The sequence below is a fragment of the Devosia sp. MDV22-iso42 genome (genome assembly GCF_058629155.1).
Genome location: NZ_JBZVWR010000007.1, coordinates 393,657 through 416,689, shown reverse-complemented (window position 1 = coordinate 416,689; position 23,033 = coordinate 393,657). Strand labels below are relative to the sequence as shown.

26 protein-coding genes and 1 pseudogene are annotated in these 23,033 nt (G+C 63.9%); 17 read left to right on the top strand and 10 right to left on the bottom strand.

All coding sequences use genetic code 11. The annotated features are described in order from the left end of the window. The first annotated feature begins 61 nt into the window (after window positions 1-61). A pseudogene (locus tag AC4NN3_RS09520) lies at window positions 62-1,377 on the top strand (O-acetylhomoserine aminocarboxypropyltransferase/cysteine synthase family protein). 38 nt (window positions 1,378-1,415) lie between these two features. Here the strand turns inward: AC4NN3_RS09520 and AC4NN3_RS09515 are convergent. Together AC4NN3_RS09515 and AC4NN3_RS09510 are read right to left on the bottom strand one after the other, a co-directional pair. After that, complete coding sequence (locus tag AC4NN3_RS09515) at window positions 1,416-2,012, bottom strand: DoxX family protein (protein WP_491926853.1); 597 nt, start codon at window positions 2,010-2,012, stop codon at window positions 1,416-1,418. A 142-nt stretch (window positions 2,013-2,154) separates the two neighbouring features. Continuing rightward, window positions 2,155-2,478, bottom strand: a complete 324-nt coding sequence (locus AC4NN3_RS09510; RefSeq protein ID WP_491926852.1) for a DUF1476 domain-containing protein — start codon at window positions 2,476-2,478, stop codon at window positions 2,155-2,157. A 228-nt stretch (window positions 2,479-2,706) separates the two neighbouring features. On the opposite strand from AC4NN3_RS09510, the gene purC reads away from it, so the two are divergent. From purC to AC4NN3_RS09440, 14 genes are all read left to right on the top strand, one after another. Continuing rightward, window positions 2,707-3,471, top strand: a complete 765-nt coding sequence (gene purC, locus AC4NN3_RS09505) for a phosphoribosylaminoimidazolesuccinocarboxamide synthase (RefSeq protein WP_449527029.1) — start codon at window positions 2,707-2,709, stop codon at window positions 3,469-3,471. A 12-nt stretch (window positions 3,472-3,483) separates the two neighbouring features. Further along, window positions 3,484-3,729: a phosphoribosylformylglycinamidine synthase subunit PurS gene (purS, locus tag AC4NN3_RS09500; RefSeq protein ID WP_491926851.1), complete on the top strand. Its 246-nt coding sequence runs from the start codon at window positions 3,484-3,486 to the stop codon at window positions 3,727-3,729. A gap of 315 nt (window positions 3,730-4,044) precedes the next feature. Next, window positions 4,045-5,121 (top strand): acyltransferase family protein, encoded by a 1,077-nt coding sequence (locus tag AC4NN3_RS09495; protein WP_491926850.1) that lies wholly within the window; start codon window positions 4,045-4,047, stop codon window positions 5,119-5,121. Between the two features lie 115 nt (window positions 5,122-5,236). Further along, window positions 5,237-5,905, top strand: a complete 669-nt coding sequence (gene purQ, locus AC4NN3_RS09490) for a phosphoribosylformylglycinamidine synthase subunit PurQ (RefSeq protein WP_491926849.1) — start codon at window positions 5,237-5,239, stop codon at window positions 5,903-5,905. Window positions 5,906-5,975: 70 nt separating this feature from the next. Next, window positions 5,976-6,584, top strand: coding sequence for a DJ-1/PfpI family protein (locus AC4NN3_RS09485; RefSeq protein ID WP_491926848.1), 609 nt, complete (start codon window positions 5,976-5,978; stop codon window positions 6,582-6,584). Then, window positions 6,584-8,818: a phosphoribosylformylglycinamidine synthase subunit PurL gene (gene purL / locus AC4NN3_RS09480; RefSeq protein WP_491926847.1), complete on the top strand. Its 2,235-nt coding sequence runs from the start codon at window positions 6,584-6,586 to the stop codon at window positions 8,816-8,818. The genes AC4NN3_RS09485 and purL overlap by 1 nt, the downstream gene beginning before the upstream one ends. A gap of 81 nt (window positions 8,819-8,899) precedes the next feature. Then, window positions 8,900-9,466 carry a hypothetical protein gene (locus AC4NN3_RS09475; RefSeq protein WP_491926846.1) on the top strand — a complete coding sequence of 189 codons (567 nt, stop codon included), beginning with the start codon at window positions 8,900-8,902 and terminating at the stop codon, window positions 9,464-9,466. Between the two features lie 83 nt (window positions 9,467-9,549). Continuing rightward, window positions 9,550-9,783, top strand: a complete 234-nt coding sequence (locus tag AC4NN3_RS09470) for a BolA family protein (protein ID WP_491926845.1) — start codon at window positions 9,550-9,552, stop codon at window positions 9,781-9,783. A 3-nt stretch (window positions 9,784-9,786) separates the two neighbouring features. Beyond that, complete coding sequence (locus AC4NN3_RS09465) at window positions 9,787-10,098, top strand: DUF6665 family protein (protein ID WP_491926844.1); 312 nt, start codon at window positions 9,787-9,789, stop codon at window positions 10,096-10,098. After that, window positions 10,098-10,487 (top strand): HIT family protein, encoded by a 390-nt coding sequence (locus tag AC4NN3_RS09460; RefSeq protein ID WP_491926843.1) that lies wholly within the window; start codon window positions 10,098-10,100, stop codon window positions 10,485-10,487. The genes AC4NN3_RS09465 and AC4NN3_RS09460 overlap by 1 nt, the downstream gene beginning before the upstream one ends. Continuing rightward, window positions 10,484-11,110: an HAD family hydrolase gene (locus AC4NN3_RS09455; RefSeq protein ID WP_491926842.1), complete on the top strand. Its 627-nt coding sequence runs from the start codon at window positions 10,484-10,486 to the stop codon at window positions 11,108-11,110. The genes AC4NN3_RS09460 and AC4NN3_RS09455 overlap by 4 nt, the downstream gene beginning before the upstream one ends. A 148-nt stretch (window positions 11,111-11,258) precedes the next feature. After that, complete coding sequence (gene grxD / locus AC4NN3_RS09450) at window positions 11,259-11,594, top strand: Grx4 family monothiol glutaredoxin (protein ID WP_491926841.1); 336 nt, start codon at window positions 11,259-11,261, stop codon at window positions 11,592-11,594. Between the two features lie 163 nt (window positions 11,595-11,757). After that, window positions 11,758-12,975, top strand: coding sequence for an MFS transporter (locus AC4NN3_RS09445; RefSeq protein ID WP_491926840.1), 1,218 nt, complete (start codon window positions 11,758-11,760; stop codon window positions 12,973-12,975). A 116-nt stretch (window positions 12,976-13,091) separates the two neighbouring features. Next, window positions 13,092-14,354 carry a multidrug effflux MFS transporter gene (locus AC4NN3_RS09440; RefSeq protein ID WP_491926839.1) on the top strand — a complete coding sequence of 421 codons (1,263 nt, stop codon included), beginning with the start codon at window positions 13,092-13,094 and terminating at the stop codon, window positions 14,352-14,354. Here the strand turns inward: AC4NN3_RS09440 and AC4NN3_RS09435 are convergent. The 3 genes from AC4NN3_RS09435 to AC4NN3_RS09425 are packed head-to-tail and all read right to left on the bottom strand — an operon-like array spanning window position 14,351 to window position 15,670. Then, window positions 14,351-14,980 (bottom strand): ATP-dependent Clp protease proteolytic subunit, encoded by a 630-nt coding sequence (locus AC4NN3_RS09435; protein ID WP_491926838.1) that lies wholly within the window; start codon window positions 14,978-14,980, stop codon window positions 14,351-14,353. The genes AC4NN3_RS09440 and AC4NN3_RS09435 overlap by 4 nt on opposite strands. A gap of 37 nt (window positions 14,981-15,017) precedes the next feature. Further along, window positions 15,018-15,359, bottom strand: coding sequence for an SRPBCC family protein (locus tag AC4NN3_RS09430; RefSeq protein WP_491926837.1), 342 nt, complete (start codon window positions 15,357-15,359; stop codon window positions 15,018-15,020). Then, on the bottom strand, window positions 15,356-15,670 hold the full coding sequence (locus AC4NN3_RS09425) for an ArsR/SmtB family transcription factor (protein ID WP_491926836.1): 315 nt from the start codon (window positions 15,668-15,670) through the stop codon (window positions 15,356-15,358). The genes AC4NN3_RS09430 and AC4NN3_RS09425 overlap by 4 nt, the downstream gene beginning before the upstream one ends. 263 nt (window positions 15,671-15,933) lie before the next feature. On the opposite strand from AC4NN3_RS09425, the gene AC4NN3_RS09420 reads away from it, so the two are divergent. After that, window positions 15,934-17,130: a pyridoxal-phosphate-dependent aminotransferase family protein gene (locus tag AC4NN3_RS09420; RefSeq protein WP_491926835.1), complete on the top strand. Its 1,197-nt coding sequence runs from the start codon at window positions 15,934-15,936 to the stop codon at window positions 17,128-17,130. Here AC4NN3_RS09420 and AC4NN3_RS09415 read toward each other — a convergent pair. Together AC4NN3_RS09415 and ttcA are read right to left on the bottom strand one after the other, a co-directional pair. Next, on the bottom strand, window positions 17,120-17,923 hold the full coding sequence (locus tag AC4NN3_RS09415) for an inositol monophosphatase family protein (RefSeq protein WP_491926922.1): 804 nt from the start codon (window positions 17,921-17,923) through the stop codon (window positions 17,120-17,122). The genes AC4NN3_RS09420 and AC4NN3_RS09415 overlap by 11 nt on opposite strands. Before the next feature lie 11 nt (window positions 17,924-17,934). Next, complete coding sequence (gene ttcA / locus AC4NN3_RS09410) at window positions 17,935-18,804, bottom strand: tRNA 2-thiocytidine(32) synthetase TtcA (RefSeq protein ID WP_491926834.1); 870 nt, start codon at window positions 18,802-18,804, stop codon at window positions 17,935-17,937. A 166-nt stretch (window positions 18,805-18,970) separates the two neighbouring features. On the opposite strand from ttcA, the gene sbmA reads away from it, so the two are divergent. Next, window positions 18,971-20,272 (top strand): peptide antibiotic transporter SbmA, encoded by a 1,302-nt coding sequence (gene sbmA, locus AC4NN3_RS09405; RefSeq protein WP_491926833.1) that lies wholly within the window; start codon window positions 18,971-18,973, stop codon window positions 20,270-20,272. 46 nt (window positions 20,273-20,318) lie between these two features. Here sbmA and AC4NN3_RS09400 read toward each other — a convergent pair whose 3' ends face one another. The 3 genes from AC4NN3_RS09400 to AC4NN3_RS09390 form a co-directional block, all read right to left on the bottom strand. Continuing rightward, window positions 20,319-20,741: a VOC family protein gene (locus tag AC4NN3_RS09400; RefSeq protein WP_491926832.1), complete on the bottom strand. Its 423-nt coding sequence runs from the start codon at window positions 20,739-20,741 to the stop codon at window positions 20,319-20,321. Window positions 20,742-20,982: 241 nt separating this feature from the next. Further along, complete coding sequence (gene rpsD / locus AC4NN3_RS09395) at window positions 20,983-21,600, bottom strand: 30S ribosomal protein S4 (RefSeq protein WP_491926831.1); 618 nt, start codon at window positions 21,598-21,600, stop codon at window positions 20,983-20,985. Between the two features lie 170 nt (window positions 21,601-21,770). After that, window positions 21,771-23,009: an MFS transporter gene (locus AC4NN3_RS09390; RefSeq protein ID WP_491926830.1), complete on the bottom strand. Its 1,239-nt coding sequence runs from the start codon at window positions 23,007-23,009 to the stop codon at window positions 21,771-21,773. Window positions 23,010-23,033 lie beyond the last annotated feature (24 nt).

Below are 23,033 nucleotides of genomic sequence, written 5' to 3'. Positions count from 1 at the left end.
ATAGAACCAGCGCCCCGCACTAGGGTCTGCGGGCGAGTTGCCAATAGGGCTGGAGGCCACAATGACCGTAAATTCAAAGAATCCCGAAACCATCGGGCTGCATGCCGGCTGGCGTGCCGACCCCGCCACTGGCTCGGTGGCCGTGCCGATCTACCAGACCACCTCGTTCCAGTTCGAAAGCAGCGAACACGCCGCCGACCTTTTCGCTCTGCGCCAGTTGGGCAATATCTATACTCGCCTCGGCAACCCGACCACCGATGTGCTCGAAAAGCGCGTTGCCGCCCTCGAGGGCGGCGCGGCAGCCCTAGCCGTGGCCTCGGGCCAGACCGCCTCTGCCTATGCCGTGCAGAACCTGGCCATCGTCGGCGACAATATCGTTGCCTCGACCGACCTCTATGGCGGCACCTATAACCTCTTCAAGAACACCTTCCGCGAAGCCGGCATCGAAGTGCGCTTCGTCGATCCATCGGACCCGGAAAATTTCCGCCGCGCCACCGACGACAAGACCCGCGCCTATTATGCCGAGACCCTGCCCAATCCCAAGCTCTCCGTCCTGCCGATCGGCGAAATCGCCGCCATTGGCCGTGAGTTCGGCATTCCGCTGATCGTTGACAACACCGCTGCCCCCTCACCGCCCGCCCCTTCGAGCATGGCGCGGCGGTCGTGGTCTATTCATCGACCAAATATCTGGGCGGCCACGGCACTTCGATCGGCGGCATCATCGTCGATGGCGGCAATTTCGACTGGGCAGCCCATCCGCAGCGCCAGCCGCTGCTCAATACGCCCGATCAGGCCTATCACGGCGCCGTCTGGGTAGAGGCGGCCAAGCCGCTCGGCCCCATCGCCTATATCCTGAAGGCCCGCACCACCCTGCTGCGCACCCATGGCGCTGCGCTCTCGCCCTTCAACGCCTTTCTCACCATCCAGGGCCTCGAAACCCTGGCGCTGCGCGTTGACCGCCATTTCGAAAACGCCGCCAAGGTCGCCGCCTGGCTCAACAATCGGCCGGAAGTCACCTCGGTGACCCATCCGACGCTGCAGACCGGGCAGCAGCGCATCAATGCCGATAAGTACCTGACGCGCGGCAAGGGCGCCCTGATCGGCTTCGAGCTGGCCAATGGCCGCGAGGCCGGCGCCCGCTTCATCGATGCGCTGAAGCTCCTCTACCACGCCGCCAATATCGGCGACGCCCGCTCGCTGGCCATCCATCCGGCCACCACAACTCACTCCCAGCTGTCGCCCGCCGAACAGCTGTCGGCCGGCGTGACCCCCGGCTATGTGCGCCTGTCGATCGGCATCGAGCATATCGACGATATCCTCGCCGACCTCGACCAGGCCCTGACCGCCGCCGGCCAGGGCCTCAAGGCCGCCGAATAGACAACAAAAAAGGGCCCGTCTCGCGACGGGCCCTTTGCCTAGAGTTCCTTGCCCAACCGCCTGTCCACGGACCAGGCGCCACCGCCATAGGCGGCAAACAGCCCGGCAGCACCCGTCCAGAACAGCGACGCAAAGATCGCCTTGCCCTGCACCTGCGCCAGGAATGCCTCCCCGCCATCGGCCAGCCGCCGCAGCGCGTCCGGGGTGAAATACTGGGCGGCCTCGGGTGACTGCAGCAGCTCGATTCCGGCAGCCGTCAGGAAGGTCGGGCCATAGGGATTGGCGTAGTGGAACCACAGGGTGATCGCCAGCATGATGGTATTGGCCAAGGCCATGGGGCGCGTCAGCAGTCCCAGCATGATGCAGATGCCGCCCACCAGGTTGACCACGCCCAGCAGGGGCGACCAGAACCAGCCCGGATAGAAGTGCAGGCTCTCGACAAAGCCGGCCATGGCCATGGGATTGCCGAGCTTGACCCAGCCCTCATAGGCCAGCACGGCGCCCACCGCGACCCGCAGGGCGACCCAGGCGAAGGGTTGGGCGAAACGCCTGTAGAAGTCGCCGAGAGCGGGCAGAACGAGTTGCGTGCGCGAGGATGGTGCATCCGCGCCAGACAGTTCAGTGACATTGGCCATGATGGACCTCCTTGATGTGCCCGCATCCTGGAGAATGGCTGCCCGATCCGCATTGACCTGCGTCAAATCACGGATACTCAACAAAAAAAGGGAGCCGGCCTCTCGACCGGCGCCCTCAAATTCTTCGCAATATTTTACCCGCTCAGCCTTCTGAGGCCACCTGCTCATTGGCGGTCTGCTTGAGCTGCGCCATCTTCTGGCGAATCACGTCATCGGTGATGCTCAGGCCCTTGGCCTTGATGTCGCCCGAAACCTTGCGGAACACGTCCTCGTCGCCGGCTTCCTCGAAATCGGCGGCCACCACTTCGGCGGCATAGGCCGTGGCGGCCTCGCCGGTATGGCCCAGCAACTCGGCCGCCCAGATGCCCAGCAGCTTGTTGCGCCGCGCCTCGGCCTTGAATTTGGTTTCAGCATCGAAGGCAAATTTGGCTTCCTGCCCCTTTGCCCGATCATCAAACTGGCTCATGCCGCTCTCCCGCTTGCCTTTGACATTGCCGCCTCACGGGCGCTTGCCTTGGACATAAGCGGTTCAGCCGGCCAAATCAACGTCTCCCCGACGCTGCGACCTTATGCTCAATCCCGCCGGCGCGCAGGCCTGCCATCCCTGCCCAAAATGCAAAAGAGCTTGCTTTTCCGCATGAGTCTGGCGCATGAAGCGGCCAAATTCCCCTCCTCCCAACGGTCCGGATTCCCAATGAACCGTCGTCGCAAAATCTACGAGGGCAAGGCCAAGATCTTGTTCGAAGGTCCTGAGCCCGGCACTCTGGTACAGTATTTCAAGGATGACACCACCGCTGGTGATGGCGCCCGACTCGAAATCATCGACGGCAAGGGTGTGCTGAACAACCGAATCTCGGAGTTCATTTTCACCAAGCTCAACGGTCTGGGCATTCCCACCCATTTCATCCGCCGCCTCAACATGCGCGAGCAGCTGATCAAGGAAGTGGAAATCATTCCGCTCGAGATCATCGTGCGCAATTTTGCCGCCGGCTCGCTGGTCAAGCGCCTCGGCCTTGAGCCCGGCACCCAGTTGCCGCGCTCGATCATCGAGTTCTGCTACAAGGACGATGCCCTGCACGACCCCATGGTCAGTGAAGAGCATATCACCGCCTTTGGCTGGGCCACCCCGGCCGAACTCGACGACATCATGAGCCTGGCCATCCGCGTCAATGACTTCCTCACCGGCCTGTTCATGGGCGTCGGCATCCAGCTGGTCGATTTCAAGATCGAATGCGGCCGCCTCTATGAGGGTGACCTGATGCGCATCGTGCTGGCCGACGAGATCAGCCCCGACAGCTGCCGTCTGTGGGACGTCAAGACCCGCGCCAAGATGGACAAGGATCGCTTCCGCGAAAACCTCGGCGGCCTGATCGAAAGCTATCGCGACGTCGCCCAGCGCCTGGGCATCCTGGTTGAAACCGAAAACGCGCTGACCACCGGTCCGCGCCTCGTTCAATAACCGGGAGACTGGATGATGAAGGCCCGTGTAACGGTGACTCTCAAGGCTGGCGTGCTTGACCCTCAGGGCCAGGCCATCGAAGGCTCGCTCAAGGGCCTGGGATTTCCCGGCGTCGCCTCGGTCCGCCAGGGCAAGGTCTTTGACCTTGTGCTGGAGGGAACCGATGTGGAGTCGGCGCGTTCACAGATCACCAGCATGTGTGACAGGCTGCTCGCCAACACCGTGATCGAAAACTACGCGATCGAAATCTCAAATTAACGCCTGACGGCGATAACTAATGGCGCGCCACGCCACGGCGCCGGACCCTTTGCTATGCTCAAAACTATCTCCCTTTCGGTCATGTTCGTCGCTACCCTTGGACTGCTCTTTGCAGCCTACGCCTCGGTCCCGGTCTAGCCAGACCATCCGGCCGCGCCAGATGTGCAGCCTGCCACGATCCGGCAGGCTTCCATCCCGCCGGCTTAGCCAAATGCTTACCAATCGGGCAGCTATCCAGTCGACAGCGGCGGGCGCTTAACCTCTTTGCGCCGGCCGATGCGCTAGTCTCTGGCGCAGCGGCGAGGAGAGTGAGCGATGTCGGCAGCGGTACAGACGCGTCTCGACTGGGTCGACATGGCCAAGGGCCTGTCGATCTTTCTGGTGGTCATGATGTATGCCGCCGCCAGCGTCGGCGAGGATACCGGCGGAGTCGGTGCCTTCCACTGGGCCATCGCCTTTGCCACGCCCTTCCGCATGCCCGAATTCTTCCTGCTTTCCGGCCTGTTCCTGTCTCAGGTCATCGACCGGTCCTGGCGCAGCTTTGCCGACCGTCGGGTCGTGCACTATCTCTATTTCTACGCCCTCTGGGCGCTGATCCACATCGTCTTCAAGGTTGGCCTGCTCGGGGCCAATCCGCTGGGCGCGGCCGAACAGCTGGCTTGGGCCCTGGTCCAGCCCTATGGCGTGCTCTGGTTCATCTACCTGCTGGCCCTCGTCGGCGCGGCAACCAAGGCGCTGCACAGCCTGCGCCTGCCGGTCTGGGCGGTGTTCACCGGCGCCGCGCTGCTGCAGCTGGCCGCCATTGACACCGGCCTCTACGCCATCGACCAGTTCGCCGCCTATTTCGTCTTCTTCTATGCCGGCTATGTCCTCGCCCCCTTGCTCTTCCGCCTGGCGGCCTGGGCGGCCAACAGCGTGCCCCTGGCCCTGTTCGGGCTGCTGATCTGGGCCATCATCAACGCCACTCTGGTTTTCTCGCCCGACTTCGCCATGCACCCGGTCCATCCCGTCATGGGCCCGGCCGGCCTGCCCTTCATCCACCTGGTGCTGGCCCTGGTCGGCACCGCCGCCCTCTGCACCATCGCCGCGCTGCTGACCGGCCTGCCCGCCATGGATTGGCTGCGCTGGCTGGGCAGCAAATCGCTCATCATCTATGTCGCCTTCGTCCTGCCCATGGGCGTGGCCCGCACCCTGCTGATCAGGCTCGGCCTGCTCGAGCCGACCCTGCTGACGCTGCTCACCATGGCCGTCGCCATCCTCTCGCCGCTGCTGCTGTACTGGCTGGTGCTGCGCACCGGGCAGGGCAAATTCCTCTTTGAACGACCCGGCTGGGCCCACCTGCCCGGCACCCGTCGCGCCAGCGAGCGCCTGTCGACCAGCCCGGCCGAGTAGGCATCGCTCCCCCGTGGCGATAACCGGGCCGGGATAGGCGCGTCTGGGCTCTTGCCTTTTGCGCCAAGACTCACCAAAAGAGCCTCGCAACGCCTGACATAGCGAGGAATAGCCGATGAAATCCGCCGTCATCGTCTTCCCAGGACTCAATCGCGACCGCGACATGATCGCGGCCCTGACCAAGGTATCGGGCACCGCCCCGGCCGTGGTCTGGCATCAGGATACCGAGCTGCCCGATGTCGATCTCATCGTCATCCCCGGCGGCTTTTCCTATGGTGACTATCTGCGCTGCGGCGCCATCGCCGCGCGCTCGCCCATCATGGACCGCGTCCGCGAACGGGCCGATGCCGGCGTCAAGGTGCTCGGCGTCTGCAACGGCTTCCAGATCCTGATCGAGGCCGGCATGCTGCCCGGCGCGCTGATGCGCAATACTTCGCTCAAATTCGTCTGCCGCGAGGTCAAGCTCGAGGTCACCAACGCTGATACCGACTTCACCCGTGGCTACACGCAGGGCCAGGTCATCCGCTGCCCTGTGGCGCATCATGATGGTAACTATTTCGCCGATTCCGAGACGCTTGATCGAATGACCGGTGAAGGCCAGATCGCCTTCCGCTATGCCGAAGGCACCAATCCCAACGGCTCGCTGCGCGACATCGCCGGCATTCTCAACAGCCGCAAGAACGTGCTCGGCCTGATGCCGCATCCGGAAAATCTCATCGAGGCCGCCCATGGCGGCACCGATGGGCGCGCCCTGTTTTCCGGGCTTCTGGGCGTGGCGGCCTAGGGTGGCGCGCCGCCGGCCCGCCGCGCCCGGTCTGCCGCTGACCTGCTCGTCTGCTCTGGAGGTTTGACCCATGCATAGCGCCGAAAACCCCGCCAGAATCAGCATCTTGCTGTTCCCCCAGGTCGAGGAACTCGACTTCGTCGGTCCCTGGGAAGTGTTCTCGGTCGCCAAGGTGCTGGGCGCACCGCTTGAGGTCGTCACCGTCGGCTGGCGCGAAACCGCCATCACCTGTGCCCGCGGCCTCAGGGTTACCGCCGACTATGCCTTTGCCGACAGGCCGCCCGCCGATCTGGTCCTGATCCCCGGCGGACGCGGCACCCGCGTCCTCGCGCAGGACGATGAATTCAATGCCGCGATCCGCGAATACCTCGCCTCTGCCACCTGGCAGACCTCGGTCTGTACCGGTTCGGCCCTCCTGGCCCGGGCCGGCTTTCTCGAGGGTCGGCGCGCCACCACCAACCGGAATGCGCTCGACTTCCTGCGCGTTCATGCGCCACACACCTATATTCTGGACCAGCGCTTCGTCCATGACGGCAATGTCGTGACCAGCGCCGGCATCTCGGCTGGTATCGACATGGCGCTCTGGCTGGTCGGCCATTTGTTCGGCGAAGACCTCGGCCGCTCGACCCAGGAACACATGGAATATTTTCCAGAGCCCCCCTACGGAAAGCCTGCTTGATGACCATCCCCAACGACATCGTGATTACCCCTGAACTCGTGGCCGAGCATGGTCTCAAGCCCGACGAGTATCAGAAGATTCTCGATCTGATCGGACGGGTGCCGACCTACACCGAGCTGGGCATCTTCTCGGCCATGTGGAATGAGCACTGCTCCTACAAGTCGTCCAAGAAATGGCTCAAGACCCTGCCCACCACCGGCCCCCGCGTCATCCAGGGCCCCGGCGAGAATGCCGGCGTGGTCGATATAGGTGACGGCCAGGCCGTGGTCTTCAAGATGGAATCGCACAACCATCCCAGCTTCATCGAACCCTATCAGGGCGCCGGTACCGGCATGGGCGGCATCCTGCGCGACGTCTTCACCATGGGCGCCCGCCCGGTGGCGGCTATGAACGCGCTGCGCTTTGGCGCGCCCGACCATGAAAAGACCCGTCACCTGGTCTCCGGCGTCGTCGCCGGCATTGGCGGCTATGCCAATGCCTTTGGCGTGCCCACCGTGGGCGGCGAAGTCGAGTTCGATGCCAGCTACAACGGCAATATCCTGGTCAATGCCTTTGCCGCAGGCCTCGCCGATACCGACAAGATCTTTCTCTCCGAAGCCAAGGGCGTCGGCCTGCCCGTCGTCTATCTCGGCGCCAAGACCGGCCGCGACGGCGTCGGTGGCGCCACCATGGCCTCTGCCGAATTCGGCGACGATATTGACGAGAAGCGCCCCACCGTCCAGGTCGGCGACCCCTTCACCGAAAAGCGCCTGCTCGAAGCCTGCTTGGAACTGATGGCCACCGGCGCCGTCATCGCCATCCAGGACATGGGCGCGGCGGGCCTGACCTGTTCGGCCGTCGAAATGGGCGCCAAGGGCGATCTCGGCGTCGAGCTCAACCTCGACATGGTGCCGGTCCGCGAAACCAACATGACGCCCTATGAGATGATGCTGTCCGAATCCCAGGAGCGCATGCTCATGGTGCTGCATCCCGAAAAGGAAGCGGTCGCCCGCGCGGTCTTCGTCAAGTGGGAGCTCGATTTCGCCACCGTCGGCAAGACCACCGACGACCTGCGCTTCCGCGTGCTGTTCCAGGGCGACGAAGTCGCCAACCTGCCGATCAAGGACCTGGGCGACCAGGCCCCCGAATACGATCGCCCCTGGACCCCGTCCGTGCCGGCCGCGCCGCTGGCCGAAGGCGACGTGCCGCAGATGGAGGTTGCCGATGCCCTGCTCAAGCTGATGGGCGGCCACCAGATTGCCTCGCGGCGCTGGGTCTATGAGCAATATGACACCCTGATCCAGGGCAATTCCGTGCAGCGTCCCGGCGGCGATGCCGGCGTCATCCGCGTCGATGGCCACCCCACCAAGGGCCTGGCCTTCACCTCCGATGTCAACCCGCGCTACTGCCAGGCCGACCCCTATGAGGGCGGCAAGCAGGCGGTGGCCGAAGCCTGGCGCAACTTGACGGCCACCGGTGCCGAGCCGCTGGCCGCCACCGACAACCTCAATTTCGGCAATCCCGAACGCCCCGAAATCATGAGCCAGCTGGTCCATGCCATCAAGGGCATCGGCGAGGCCTGCCTGGCGCTCGATTTCCCCATCGTCTCGGGCAATGTCAGCCTCTACAATGAAACGAATGGCCAGGGCATCCTGCCGACCCCCACCATTGGCGGCGTCGGCCTGCTGCCCGACTGGACCGGCATGGCCTCGATTGCCTTTGCCGCGGAAAACCAGCCCATCCTGCTGGTCGGCGCCCCCGATCGACGCGGCACCCATCTCGGCCAGTCCATCTATCTGCGCGACCTGTTCAACCGCCGCGACGGCTCGGCCCCACATGTCGACCTTCCCCACGAGCGCCGCACCGGCGATTTCGTACGCGGCCTGATCCGCTCCGGCGTCGTCACCGCCTGCCACGATCTCTCCGATGGTGGTTTGGGCGTGGCCCTTGCCGAAATGGCCATCTCCGGCGGCATTGGCGCACGGATAGTTGATCTCGAAGGCCAGGACCCCGTCCTGCAATATTTCGGCGAGGACCAGGGCCGCTATCTCGTCACCCTCAACCTCGACCCGCAGGGCGACGCCATGCTGGCGCTGTGGGAAGATGCCAAGCGCCTTGGCGTCTTCTGCCCCTGGATCGGCACTACTGGCGGCGCCGACCTCGTGCTGGGCGCCGCCCGGCCCGTTCCGGTTGCCGCGCTCAAGGCCGCCCATGACGGCTGGTTCCCCAGCTACATGGATGGCGCCGCCGCCTGACCTGACTTTCGCCTTATGATCGCCGCTCTTTGGGGTGCTTTGGAGCCTCAGGGGCGGCGATCGCATTTTCTGGAGACGACAATGATTACTCGGCCGGTTCTAGGCTCCCTGCTCCTCCTCTCGCTGGTCCTGGCACCGGGCGCGGTCCTGGCGCAGTCGATCACCGTGACGCGCTCCACCCTGCCCGATCAGCCCTTTACCCTGATCTATCCCGATACCATGCAGGCCTCGGGCGGTGTCGACCGGCCGCTTGTCATCAACCACGCCAGCGCACCCCTGCAATGCACCATGACCTATGTGCCGGTCGAGGAAACCGACTGGAGCCCCGAAAGTGCCCTGGCCTCGCTGGTCGACGCTGACGTCGAGGCCGGCTGGCGCGAAACCTTTCCCGGCTTCGCCCTGGGCACCAAGGGCGCCACCGCCTATCAGAGCGACCCGGCGCTGATCTACGAGGGCACCAGCACCGACTCGCCCATGGGCATGCCGCTGACCATCGTGCATACCGAAACCGTCGCCAACGACCTCGGCTACACGCTCGATTGCTTCTTCGATACCACCCAGGCCGAACAGGCCCGGCCAATCGTCGATTTCATCATTGCCAACTTCTCCACCAGTGCCGAGGCCGAGCCGCTCCCGCCCGCCCAATAGTCCATCGGTTATTGAAGGGGCGGCACCCCCGTGCCATATCAGGACGCAACTGGCATATGCCGATTGCGACAAGGAGTTGAGCCATGCCGATGGAAGCCACCGAAATCGAGCGTCGCATCAAGGCCGCTATTCCCGACGCCGAAATCGAGATCCGCGACCTGGCCGGCGATGGCGACCACTGGGCCGCCACGGTCAGTTCCGAGCAGTTCCGCGGCAAGTCCCGCGTGCAGCAGCACCAACTGGTCTATGCCGCCCTGCAGCCGGACATGGGCGGCGCCCTGCACGCTTTGGCGCTGCAGACTGTCGTCCCGGACTGATCCATGTCGCTGCGCGAGTCGCTCGACCTGATCCGCATGGTCAAGCCCGAGGCCGGCACCACCGCCCTCGACCACGAGATCATGGCCGAGCGCGCCTCCTCGCTGGGCGCCGCCGAGCACAAGGTCATCGCCGCCATCGCGGCCTTGGCTGCCGCCGCCGATGACCCGTCCGCTCTCCAGCAAGCCCGCAACGCCGTCTGGGCCTATTTCGTACAGCGCGAACTGATCGGCTTTCGCAAGCACAATGATGTGATTCAGGCGCTGAACATCCCGCCTCAGGTCCTTGCCGGACTTGGCGCAATCGAGAAGCGCTGATGGGCGTCGCAGGCTGCCGATTCTGCCTCGACAATCACCTGCTCGTTGATACGCCGCTGCTTGAACAGACCCATTTCTATATGCTCGGCAGCATTGACCCGATGGTGCGGCTGGCCGGCATGATCGTGCCCCGCCGGCACAGTGAGACGCCCTTCGAGTTCACCGCTGCCGAATGGGTCGCCTTCGGGGAGATGCTGGTATTGGCCAAGGCACACTTCGCCAGACACCGGCCGGACGGCTTTACCCTGGGCTGGAATGTTGGCGCGGTAGCGGGCCAGCACGTCTTTCATACCCATCTACACATCATTCCCCGCTTCACGGGCGCACCAAACGAGGGTGCTGGCGTCCGACGAATCATGCGCACCCCAGACTGGCCAACCGCGTCATGACCCGCGCCATCATCTTCGACGTCGATGGCGTACTGGTGCATGGCTATCACGCGCGGCCTGACCTGACGCGGCGCTGGAACGAAAACCTGCTGGCCGATCTGGGCGTGGATCCGGAGCGGTTCACCAACGAGTTCATCTTCGACATCTTCATCAAGAAGGTCGTGGTGGGCGAAATGGCCATCATCGACGCTCTCGACCGGCGCCTGCCCGGCCTGGGCTACCATGGCTCGTCCATGACCTTCCTGCACTACTGGCTGTCGCATGACTCCGTGCTCAACACTGACCTGCTCGCAGTGGTGCGCCAGTTGAAGGCACGGCCAGACCTCAAGCTCTATATCGCGACCAACCAGGACCATAGCCGAGCGCAGTGGCTCTGGCATAACCTTGGCCTTGGCGAACTGTTCGAAGACATTTTCTATTCGGCCCGTGCGGGCATTAGAAAACCGGAGAAGGGCTTCTTCGATTTCGTCGAACACCGCATCGGCCCGCAGGCCGAGCCGCCCTTATTCTTCGATGACACGCCAAAAGTCATCGACGGCGCCCGCCGCGCCGGCTGGGAGGCAGTGCTGTTCAACACCATCGAGGACTGCGCCAGCCACCCCTGGATCGCCCGGCGGCTCTGAATGGTCATCATCCGTTCAGACTGGTGACCAAATGGCGGCAGGCGCCTTATCGGCGATTGCCGATGCACCCCTCGACAGCGCCACACCAAGCTCCTATTTATGTGCCAACAGTTCTCCGGGCGCCCCGGGCCATCGAAAGGTTTCACCCATGACCGACATCAACGCTTTCATCGACGACAAGGTGAAGAACAACGACGTCTTCCTGTTCATGAAGGGCTCGCCGGACTTTCCGCAATGCGGCTTTTCCGGCCAGGTCGTGCAGATCCTGGGCTATCTCGGCGTCGACTATGGCAGCGCCAATGTGCTCGAAAGCGCCGAACTGCGCGACGGCATCAAGACCTACAGCAACTGGCCGACCATTCCCCAGCTCTATGTGAAGGGCGAATTTGTCGGCGGCGCCGACATCGTGCGCGAAATGTTCCAGGCCGGCGAACTGCAGGCCCAGATGGAAGCTGCCGGCATCGCGGTCAAGCAGACCGCCTGATTGTCGAACGTTTTCAATGCTTTGGCGCCGGACCTTGGGTCCGGCGCTTTTGTTTGTCCGGGCAACAGCATCACCGGCATTGATGGCTCGCATTCTACTTTGTCGCTTTGCCGGCCGGCGACAGCGGCGTAAACAGGAAGCGGCTTCCTCCGAGACAAGCGTCATGACCGCCTCTGCTTTGCGCCCCGCCGTGCCGCTCCTGGTGCTGATCATTGCCGGCTGCATCATTGCCGCCATCGGCAATGGCGTGCGCACCAGTTTCGGCCTGTTCACCCTGCCCATGACGGCCGATCTCGGCCTTTCCCGCGAAGGCTGGGGCATGGCCATGGCCATCCAGAACCTGGCCTGGGGCGTCGCCCAGCCCTTTGCCGGCGCCTATGCCGACCGCGTCGGCACCGGCCGCACCATTGCCCTGGGCGCCGCCATTTATGCGCTGGGCGTACTCGGCATGGCCTTTTCGCCCGATGCCGGCATCATGACCCTCACCGCCGGCATCGTCACCGGAACCGGCATCGCCATCTGCTCGTTCAGCGTGGTCATGGCCGCTTTCGGTCGCGCGGTACCGGTGGAAAAGCGCTCGATGATTTTCGGCGTCGCCACCGCGGCCTCCTCCTTTGGCCAGTTCGCCTTTGCCCCGATCAGCCAGGGCTTCATCAATGCCTTTGGCTGGCAATCGGCCCTGCTCTATCTGGCCATGGCGCTGCTGCTGATCATCCCGCTCAGCTATGCCCTGCGCGGCCGCACCGAAAATCCCGTCGGCCAGGCCGACCTGCCCTTCATGCAGACCCTGGCCCAGGCCTGGGGCCATGGCTCCTATCGTCTTCTGGTCATCGGCTTCTTCGTCTGCGGCTTCCACCTCGCCTTCATCAATGTGCACATGCCCGCCTATCTGGTGCAGTGCGGCCTGTCGCCCGCTGTCGGCAGCTGGGCCATCGCGGTCATTGGCCTGTTCAATATCGTCGGCTCGCTGCTGGCCGGCTATCTGGGTGGGCGCCTGCCCAAGCAGATGCTGCTGGCCGCCATCTATTTCTCGCGCGCCGTGGCCATCGGGCTCTTCCTGATCTTCCCGGTCAGCGAACTCACCGCCTATACCTTTGCCGCCGCCATGGGCGTGCTCTGGCTCTCCACCGTGCCGCTGACCGCCGGCCTGGTCGGGCTGTTCTTCGGTGCTCGCTATCTCGGCATGCTCTATGGCATCGCCTTTTTCAGCCACCAGCTCGGCTCCTTTGTCGGCGTCTGGCTGGGTGGCTATATCTTCGACCTCACCGGCTCCTATAGCCTGGTCTGGTATCTGGGCATCATGCTGGGACTGGCCTCGGCGGCGCTGCACCTGCCCATCAACGAGCGCGCCGCGCCGCGTTTCGCCCTCAAACCGGCCTGATCACCATCCATCGTTCAATGCCGATATAGTCTTGCCAAAGCAGGTCGAGGGGTTCATTGTTTTCCCTCATTCCAGCGCCTGCGTTTCTGCGGCGGCTTTTTTCCTGAGAATCTTCCATGTCTGACCATTATACGCGGGTTCTCTCGCGCCCCGAATTCATTGCCCTGATGGCGGCATTGATGGCCCTCAATGCTTTGGCCATCGACGTCATGCTCCCCGCTTTGCCCTATATGGGCGAAGCCCTGGGTGTCTCCAGCGAGAACGAGCGCCAGTTCGTCATTTCCGCCTACATGATCGGCATGGGCGTCGCCCAGCTGGCCTTCGGCCCGCTGACCGACCGTTTCGGCCGGCGCGGCCCGCTGCTGGCCGGCATGGGCATCTATATCATCGCCGCGCTTGCCGCCATTTTCGCCCCCAGTTTCGGCGCCCTGATCGCCCTTCGCGTCATCCAGGGCATGGGTGCGGCCAGTGTTCGGGTCATTTCGACCGCCGTCATCCGCGACCGGTATGAGGGCCGCGCCATGGCCGAGGTCATGTCGCTGGTCTTCATGGTCTTCATGGCCATCCCCATCATCGCTCCCGGCATCGGCCAGGTGATCCTGCTGATCGGCGACTGGCACAATATCTTCATCTTCATGGGCCTGCTGGCCGCCGCCTTCTGGCTGTGGACCTTCATCCGCCTGCCCGAGACGCTGCCGGTGGCTGAGCGCCGTCCGCTCAGCTTCAAGTCGGTCTACGATGGCTTCGTCATCGTCTGCACCAACCGGGTGGCCTTTTCCTATGGCCTGGCCGGCACCTTCCTGTTCGGCGCACTGTTTGGCTTCATCAGCTCCAGTCAGCAGATCTATGTCGATATCTATGGTCTTGGCGTCTACTTCCCGGTCGCCTTCGCGGCCATGGCGGGCCTGATGGGCGTGTCGTCCTTCACCAATTCCAAGATCGTCCGCCGCTTCGGCATGCGTCGTCTGTCGCATGGCGCCATGCTGACCTTTACCGGTTTCAGCGCCGTCTGGCTGGCCTTTGCCTTGGTCGGCTTCCTGCCGCTCTGGCTCTTCTTCTCGCTGCTGGCCATCATCATGTTCAGCTTTGGCTGGTCGGCATCCAACATGAACTCGCTGTCCATGGAGCCTCTGGGCGCTGTCGCCGGCACGGCCGCAGCCGTGTTCGGCTTCATCCAGACCGTTGGTGGCGCGCTGATCGGCGGCTATATCGGCCAGCTCTTCAACGGCACCACTATTCCGGTCGCTGCCGGCTACCTCTCGATGGGTATCCTGTCGCTGCTCTGCATCCTCATCGCCGAAAAGGGCAAGCTGTTCGGCGTCGGCGACTATCGTCCCCGCACCGATGACGCTGCAGCCGCTGCGGCAGCGGCCCACTAATCTCCATCGGGGCGCGCCGGCGCCCCGATATCTTCCCGATCATGATAGACGTGATCGATCAGACCCCAGTCGCGCGCCTGTTCGGGGGTCATGAAATTGTCCCGCTCCAGCGCTGCCTCCACCTCCTCATAGCTGCGCCCGCAATGCTTGGCATAAAGCGCGTGCATCCGGCGCTTGAGCCTCTCGCTTTCGGCGGCATGCAGCATGATGTCGGTGACCTTGCCCTGATAGCCGCCGCTGGGCTGGTGCAGCATGATCGAGGCATTGGGCAGGCATATGCGGCTGCCCGGCGCCCCGGCCATGAGCAGGAATGATCCCGCCGACATGGCCATGCCCATGCATAGCGTGCCCACCGGCGCCTTGATGAACTGCATGGTGTCGTACATGGCCAGCGCCGCCGTCACCACGCCGCCCGGCGAATTGATATAGAGCGAGATTTCTTTCCCCGGATTCTCCGACTCCAGGAACAGCAGCTGCGCACAGACCAGCGCCGCCATAGTGTCCTCGATCTCGCCATTGACGAAGATGATCCGCTCGCGCAGCAGCCGCGAATAGATATCGAAGCTCCGCTCGCCCCGGCTTGATTGTTCCACCACCATAGGGACGAGTTGCATCATGTCGCGCATCGGCGAACCTCCGTTCAGCATTGAAGTGATTCAGGTTTTAGGCGGCCATCAAACTCGCGTTGGCCATATTGCTATTGGCCGCCACCGGCACCGCCATCGGGGCGTGGGTCAGCTTGAACCAGGTGCCCCCTTCCGCGGTAGGGGTGAGCTCAAAGGTGACCACGCTGTCTTCTATGTCGCCCGCCAGGCCCTGCCCGGCATCGCGCCAGTGGTAGGTCAGGCGCCTGTTCTCCTGCGCGGCCATGACGGCCAGTTCGACGTCGTCGCCCGGCTTGAGCCAGCGCTCGAGAAAAGCCGGGATGCTCAGCGCCCGCCACACCTTTTCCGGAGGCGCATCGAAGCTGCATTCGAACACCAGTGCGCTGTCGTCCTGGGTCATTGATCCATCTCCTTGAGCAGTTCCTTGAGGCTGTCGATGCGGCTGGGCCAGAAGGCCTCGTAGCGCGCCAGCCAGCTGTGCAGCGGCGCAAGCCCTTGCGGCGCCACGCGATAATGGGCAAAGCGGCCTTCGCGCCGCTCCTCGATCAGACCCGCCTCGCGCAATACCGCCAGGTGCTGGCTCATGGCCGGCTGGCTGATGGCAAAGCCTGCGCGCAGGTCGGTGGCCGTCAGCTCGGCCGTCGCCAGCCGCTCCAGCACGGCGCGGCGGGTCGGGTCGGCCAGCACTTTGAAGATATCGGTTTCGCTCATGCCAACACATAAGCACAGACTTATCTGAGTCCGCAAGCGGCTTCTCTCGCCGCCATTTGGTCACCAGTATGAACGGATGATGTTGATCCGTTCATCCCGGATTGAGTCAAAGGCTCCATCATCGTGACAGCGCAAGCCGGGCGGCGATTTGGCACCTCCCTATCAATCCCGCTGATGACTGCCATTCATGCAAGCCTATTGCTCTGGATCGGCGAGTCCCGTCTGATGGCTTGACCTGCCTTCCCATTCGAGCTCCCACATCCATGACCACCGGCCGCACCTATCTCGCCATTCCCGGCCCCTCAGTTTCGCCCGAGCGCGTGCTCAACGCCATGCATCGCAGTGCCCCCAATATCTATGAGGGCGAGATCGTCGACATGACGCGGGCGCTGATCCCCGATCTCAAACGCGTCGCCCAGACCAGCCAGCACGTCGCCATCTATATCGCCAATGGCCACGGCGCCTGGGAGGCGGCCAACTGCAACATCTTTTCGCGCGGCGACAAAGCCCTGCTGGTTGCCACCGGTCGCTTCGGCCATGGCTGGGCCGAGGGCCTGCAGCGCCAGGGCGTCAACGTCGAGATCATCGATTTCGGCAAGGCCAGCCCCGGCGATCCGCAGCGTATCGCCGATGCCCTGCGCGCCGATCCGACGCACCAGATCAAGGCTGTGCTGGTCACCCATGTCGATACCGCCTCCAGCGCCCGCAATGACCTGCCCGCCATCCGCGCCGCCATCGACCGCGCCGGCCATCCGGCGCTGCTTGCCGTCGATGCCATCGCCTCGCTGGCCTGCGACGAGTTGCGCATGGACGACTGGGGCATCGATGTCGTGGTGGGCGCCAGCCAGAAGGGCCTGATGCTGCCGCCCGGCCTGGGCTTTGTCTGGTTTTCCGACAAGGCGCTCGAGATTTCCAAGCGCGCCGACCTCGTCACCCCCTATTGGGACTGGAAGCCGCGCGGCACCGGCACCGAGTTCTGGCAATATTTCGGCGGCACCGCCCCGACCCATCACCTCTATGGCCTGCGCGAGGCGCTGACCATGATCCTCGACGAAGAAGGGCTAGAAGCCGTCTGGGCGCGCCATGGCAAACTCGCCAGCGCTGTCTGGGCCGCCTTTGACGCCTGGGGCGCCGGCTCGACCATTGCGTTAAACATGGCCAACCCGGCTGACCGCGGCCACTCCGTCACTGCCGCGACCATTCCCCATGGTGGCGCCGGCGCCCTGCGGCGCTGGCTCGAGGCCGAAGCCGGCGTGACCCTGGGCATTGGGCTCGGCATGGCTGCCCCCAGCGAACCCGCCTATCAGGACTTCCTGCGCGTCGGCCATATGGGCCACGTCAATGCCCACATGACGCTGGGCGTGCTGGCCAGCATGGAAGCCGGCCTGCAGGCCCTCGGCATCGCCCATGGGCCGGGCGCGATCGAAGCGGCCGCGGCGGCGATTGCGGCTAGAACGTAAACACGTTCCGCCGCAACGCATCCCAGCTCTCCATGTCCACCGCCAATAGCAGTCCGCCATCGACATGGTGCGGCAGATAGGGCTGGCCATCGAGCCGCGCGGCAAAGGCGCCGGCTTCCTGGCTGATCAGCGTCCCGGCCAGATGATCCCAGGGCATCAGCTTGTTGTAGCAGGCGAACTGGCCGTGGCCGGACACGAAGGTGCGGTATTCGTGCCCGGCGCAGCGAAAGTTGGCGACCATCCGCAGCTTGTCGAAATTGGCCAGCACCTGCGCCCGCGACGCGGCCGGCATGAAGGCGACCGACGACGTGCCGACCATTTCAGCCAGCGGCAGCGGTGCGGCCACATTCAGGCGCACGGCCTCGCCATTGGGCCGGCGCAGCCAGGCGCCGCCGCCCTTTTCGGCCATCACCCAGTCATCGCCCATCGGGTCATAGATGATGCCGGCAATGGTCTCGCCCTTGGATACCACCGACGCCATGGTGGCAAAGAGCGGCAGGCCCGCGGCGTAATTGGCGGTGCCATCGATCGGATCGACCACGACGGCCAGGTCGGCATCGGCCAGCGCCGTCAGCAAAGCCGGATCGGCGGCAACGGATTCCTCGCCGACGAACAGCGCCTGCGGCATCCAGGCGGCAATGGCGGCCTTGATCACCTCTTCGGTGGCCACGTCCGCTTCGGTGACCAGGTCAATGGCCTCGGTCTTGGTGCTGACCATGCTGGCATCGAGCCGGCGAAAGCGTGGCAGGGCCTCGGCCCGCGCCGCATCGCGCAGGATCGCGGCCAGGTCCATCACGTCAAAATTCACGGTTGCGTCCTCTTGTCGAACAGGGCGGAAAAATCGAACAGCTTGGTATCCAGCATATGGCTGGCATTGATGTTGCCTAGCGCACGGATCATGACATCCTTGCGACCGGGCATGCGCTTTTCGATATCGCTGAGCATTGCCTTCATCGCATTGCGCTCGAGCCCGTCCTGCGATCCGCACAGGTCGCAGGGGATGATGGGAAAGCCCATGGCGTCCGAGAAGCGCTGCAGGTCTTCCTCGCCGCAATAGATCAGCGGCCGCAGCACCTCGATATCGCCCTCGTCATTGAGCAGGCGCGGCGGCATGGCGGCCAGCTTGCCGCCATGGAACAGGTTCATGAAGAAGGTTTCGAGGCTATCGTCGCGGTGATGGCCCAGCACCAGCGCCGTGCAGCCCTCTTCCCGCGCAATGCGGTAGAGATTGCCGCGCCGCAGCCGGCTGCACAGCGAGCAATAGGTCGCCCCCGCCGGCAGCTTGCTGGTGACGATCGAATAGGTGTCCTTGTACTCGATGCGGTGCGGCACGCCGATGCCGGTGAGGAACTCAGGCAGGATATGCTTGGGGAAATTGGGCTGGCCCTGGTCGAGATTGCAGACCAGCAGTTCCACCGGCAGCAGGCCGCGCCATTTGAGGTCGAGCAGCAGCGCAAGCATGGAATAGCTGTCCTTGCCCCCGCTCAGCGCCACCAGCCACTTTTCGCCCGGCCGCACCATCTCGAACTTGTCCAGCGCCTCGCGCGTATGCCGGATCAGCCGCTTGCGCAGCTTGTTGAACTCGCCGCTGCCCGGCGCCTGGGCATAAATCGGATGGAAGCCGCTTTCGGCGTCGTCGATATCAGCCACTGCTGGCTCCATGACCTCGCTCATGCCGAAACTCTCTTTCTGTGGGTTGCGTAGCTGATAACGCCCCCCGCCCCCGAGGGAAAGCAAAACCGGCAATCGCCCACCTTACCAAAGCTTAACTTCTCCGGCTTGCTTAAGTCGAAATGTGACGTCTAGATGACCCGTCGTCATGACACCCAGGAGTCGCGCGGTGTTTCGTTCTTTTTTCCCCAATCCCCGTCTGTTTTTTTCCGCCGCGCTCTGCTGGGTCGCGGTGGCCATGGTGGCCTGGTACACGGTGGGAGGGCAGCTGCAATCGGTGTTCAGCCTGGGGCCCTGGCTGGGTATCGCCCCCACCGAGGCCGATCCGGCGCCGTTTTTCTCATCCGACAAGGTTTGGCTCTACCAATATGTGGTGCTGGCCGGCTATCTGTTCTGCATTCCCTGGTACTGGATCGGCGGCAATCGCCGCTGGTACTGGTGGAGTGTGGTGGGCAGCGTCACCATCATCGAGATTGTCTATTTCAACGTCCAGATCAGCGCCTGGCTGAACGACTGGTATGGCGCGTTCTTCAACCTGATCCAGTCCGCGCTGACCACACCGGGCTCAGTGACGCTCGACCAGTTCCTCGGCGAGATCTGGACCGTCGCCTATGTGCTGATCCCCAACATCACCGTGCTGGTCATCAACGCCTTCTTCATCGCCCACTTCCTGTTCCGCTGGCGCCGGGCCATGACCTTCTTCTACCAGAGCCACTGGCAGCACCTGCGCCATATCGAAGGCGCCTCCCAGCGCATCCAGGAAGATACCCAGCGCTTTGCCAGCATCGTCGAGGGCCTTGCCGTCTCGCTGGTGGCATCGGTGATGACGCTGGTGGTGTTCCTGCCGTTGCTCTGGGACCTGTCCAACAACATCACCGAACTGCCCTTCTTCGGCGCAGTCAATGGCAGTCTGGTCTGGGTTGCGCTGGTGTCGTCGGCCTTCGGCACGGTGCTGCTGGCCGCCGTGGGCTGGAAACTGCCGGGGCTGGAATTCGAGAACCAGCGCGTCGAGGCGGCTTTCCGCAAGGAACTGGTCTATGGCGAGGATCATGGCGACCGCGCCGAGCCGGTGACCGTGCGTCAGCTGTTCATCAACATGCAGCACAATTACTTCCGGCTCTACCGCCACTATCTCTACTTCAACATCGCCCGCTACGCCTATCTGCAGGGGTCCAATTTCGTGCCCTTGATCGCCATGGGCCCCTCCATTGTCGCCGGCACAATGACGCTGGGGCTGTTCCAGCAGATCAGCAATGCCTTCGGCCAGGTGGAGGACTCCTTCAAGTTCCTCGCCAGTTCCTGGACCACGATCATCTCGCTGATTTCGGTGTTCAAGCGCCTGCGCGCCTTTGAGGCCAATATCCCGGCCACCGCCATCGCCGCCAACGACTATGACGACCCCATCTTCCTGCGCGAACTGGCCACGCCCGCCACCAGCGATGCGGTGCCGCAGCAGCCGGCGCAGTTCTGAAGCCCAATGATAAGGGCCGCTCCCGGAGCGGCCCTGCTCTACCTGGTCACACCGCGAAGGTGACATGCCCTGCCGCATCGATCGGCCAGGACGGGTTCCAGGCGATCTCCCAGGCGTGACCGTCCGGATCGGCGACATAGCCACGATAGCCGCCATGCGTGGGCGCATCGGCGGCGCGCAGCATTGTGCCGCCCGCCCCCAGCAGCGCCTGCATGGCCGGCGCCACCGCATCCTTGCCCGCCACATTGTGCGCCAGCGCATAGGCGCCAGGGCCGGCTGACGCCACACGGTTCATATCCGCATCCAGCGCCGGGCGGAGGAAGGTCCCCAGCACAAATCCGTTCATCTGGTAAAAGATGATCTCGGGATTTTCAAACACGGGTGTCCAGCCGAAGCCCTCGGCATAGAAGCGGCGCGCGCGGGCCAGATCGGCGACGCCCAGGGTGATGACAGACATCGATTGTTGCATTTTCCAGAACCTTTCACTCGCCCGGCGACATGCACAGGCGTTTCAGGTCATGGGACTCGACGCCGCAGCGAAGGCCAGGACGGCCCGGGCGCCGCTCTCGGCGGGTCACCGCGCAGGACCGGGCTAACCGCACCGGCCTCTCCTTTTTTGACCGGCTCAGCATAGCAAATCAGTCCGGCCCGACAAACAAAAAGGGCCGCTCCGAAGAGCGGCCCCTTTCAATTCTGTTACTCTGCTGCGCTTAACGCGAGTAGAATTCGACGACCAGGTTCGGTTCCATCTGGACCGGATAGGGCACGTCCGAAAGCGCGGGAACGCGCACATAGGTGGCCGTCATCTTGTTGTGGTCGACTTCGACATAATCGGGCACATCGCGCTCGGCCAACTGGACGGCTTCGAGCAGCACGGTGAGCTGCTTGGAGCGGTCACGCACTTCGATCTTGTCGCCGATCTGCACCTGGTAGGATGGGATGTTGACGCGCTTGCCATTGACCATGATGTGGCCGTGGCTGACGAACTGGCGGGCCGCAAACACGGTGGCCACGAACTTCGCACGATAGACGATCGCGTCGAGACGGCTCTCGAGCAGGCCGATCAGGTTCTCGCCGGTGTCGCCCTTGACGCGGGCAGCCTCGGTATAGAGGCGCTTGAACGCCTTTTCCGTGACCGAACCGTAATAGCCCTTGAGCTTCTGCTTGGCGCGGAGCTGCAGACCATAGTCGCTCAGCTTGCCCTTGCGGCGCTGACCATGCTGGCCGGGACCATAGGCACGGGCATTGAGCGGGGACTTCGGACGGCCCCAGATATTTTCGCCGAGACGGCGATCGATTTTGTACTTGGCTGAATGACGCTTCGACATCGCGTATCCTTCTTTGCGTTGAATGGATCGCGCCCTCCTCTGCCATCCTTGCGGATGACCGACAGACCCCAAATATTCAGGAGATCCCGGGTGCGCCTATGGACCCTAGGGTCGTAATAGGTGGGCGCGTGATAGCCGCGAGCGGCCGAGGAGTCAAGCCGGCGCGGCCGTCAGGCCATCTTCTTGTCGAGCGTGCGCTGGTTGCGCAGTTCGGGAAAGGCCTGGCTCCACACCAGGGCTACGACCACGGCGCCAACGCCACCCACCACCACGGCTGCCACCGGCCCGATGAAATGGGCCACCGTGCCGGCGCGGAACTCGCCCAGCTCATTGGAAGCCCCGATGAAGACAGAGTTTACGGCATTGACCCTGCCGCGCACCTCTTCGGGAGTCCATAGCTGCATGATGGTCTCGCGAATCGTGACGCTCACCATGTCGGCCGCCCCGATCAGCGCCAGCGCCGGGATCGAGATCCATACCGTGGTGGAGAGGCCGAACAGCGCCGTAAAGGCGCCGAACAGGCCGACAAAGACGAACAGCAGCCGCCCGGCATGGTCGCGGATCGGGAACCGCGTCAGCACCAGCGCCACCAGGATGGCGCCGATTCCCGGCGCGGCGCGCAGCAGGCCCAGTTCCTGCGGCCCGGCATGCAGGATGTCCTTCACATAGACCGGCAGCAGCGCCACGGCGCCGCCCATCAGCACGGCCACCATGTCGAGCGAGATGGCCCCCAGCACCACCTTGTTGGCAAAGATGTAGCGAAATCCCGCCAGCATGGTGTGCAGGCTGGTCGCCTGCTGCGATTCGCGCCGCGCCGGCCGCGGAATCAGCAGCACGCAGACCGCTGCCAGCCCCAGCAGCACCGCGCCGGTGCCGAAGGCCACGCTCGGCGCAATGCCATAGAGCAGGCCGCCGGCGGCCGGCCCCATGATCGAGGCAAACTGCCAGGCCGAGGCATTGACGGTAATGGCATTGGATAGCGCCACGGGCGGCACCAGATTGGGCGCCAGCGACTGCGCCGCCGGGTTCCAGAAGGCGCGCGCCGTGCCCAGCACTACCAGCAGGGCAAAGATCGGCCAGACTTCATGCGCCTGCGCATTGACCAGGCTGAGGAAGCCCAGCGCGCAGACCAACTCGACTCCGAGGCATATCGCCATGATGCCGCGCCGGTTGAACCGGTCGGCGGCCAGCCCGGTCACCAGCATCAGCAGCAGCGCCGGCAGGAACAGGCTGAGGCCCACCAGGCCGAGCAGGAAGACATTGCCGGTGACGTCATAGATCTGCCAGGCGATCGACACCGACATGATCTGCACCGCAAAGCTGACCAGCAGCGTGGTCAGCCAGAAGAAACGGAAACCGACATAGCTGAAGGCAATGCGGGAGGGATCGGTGGCGGGGGGCGTGCTCATGGCTTGGCATTGCCATGCCCGCCG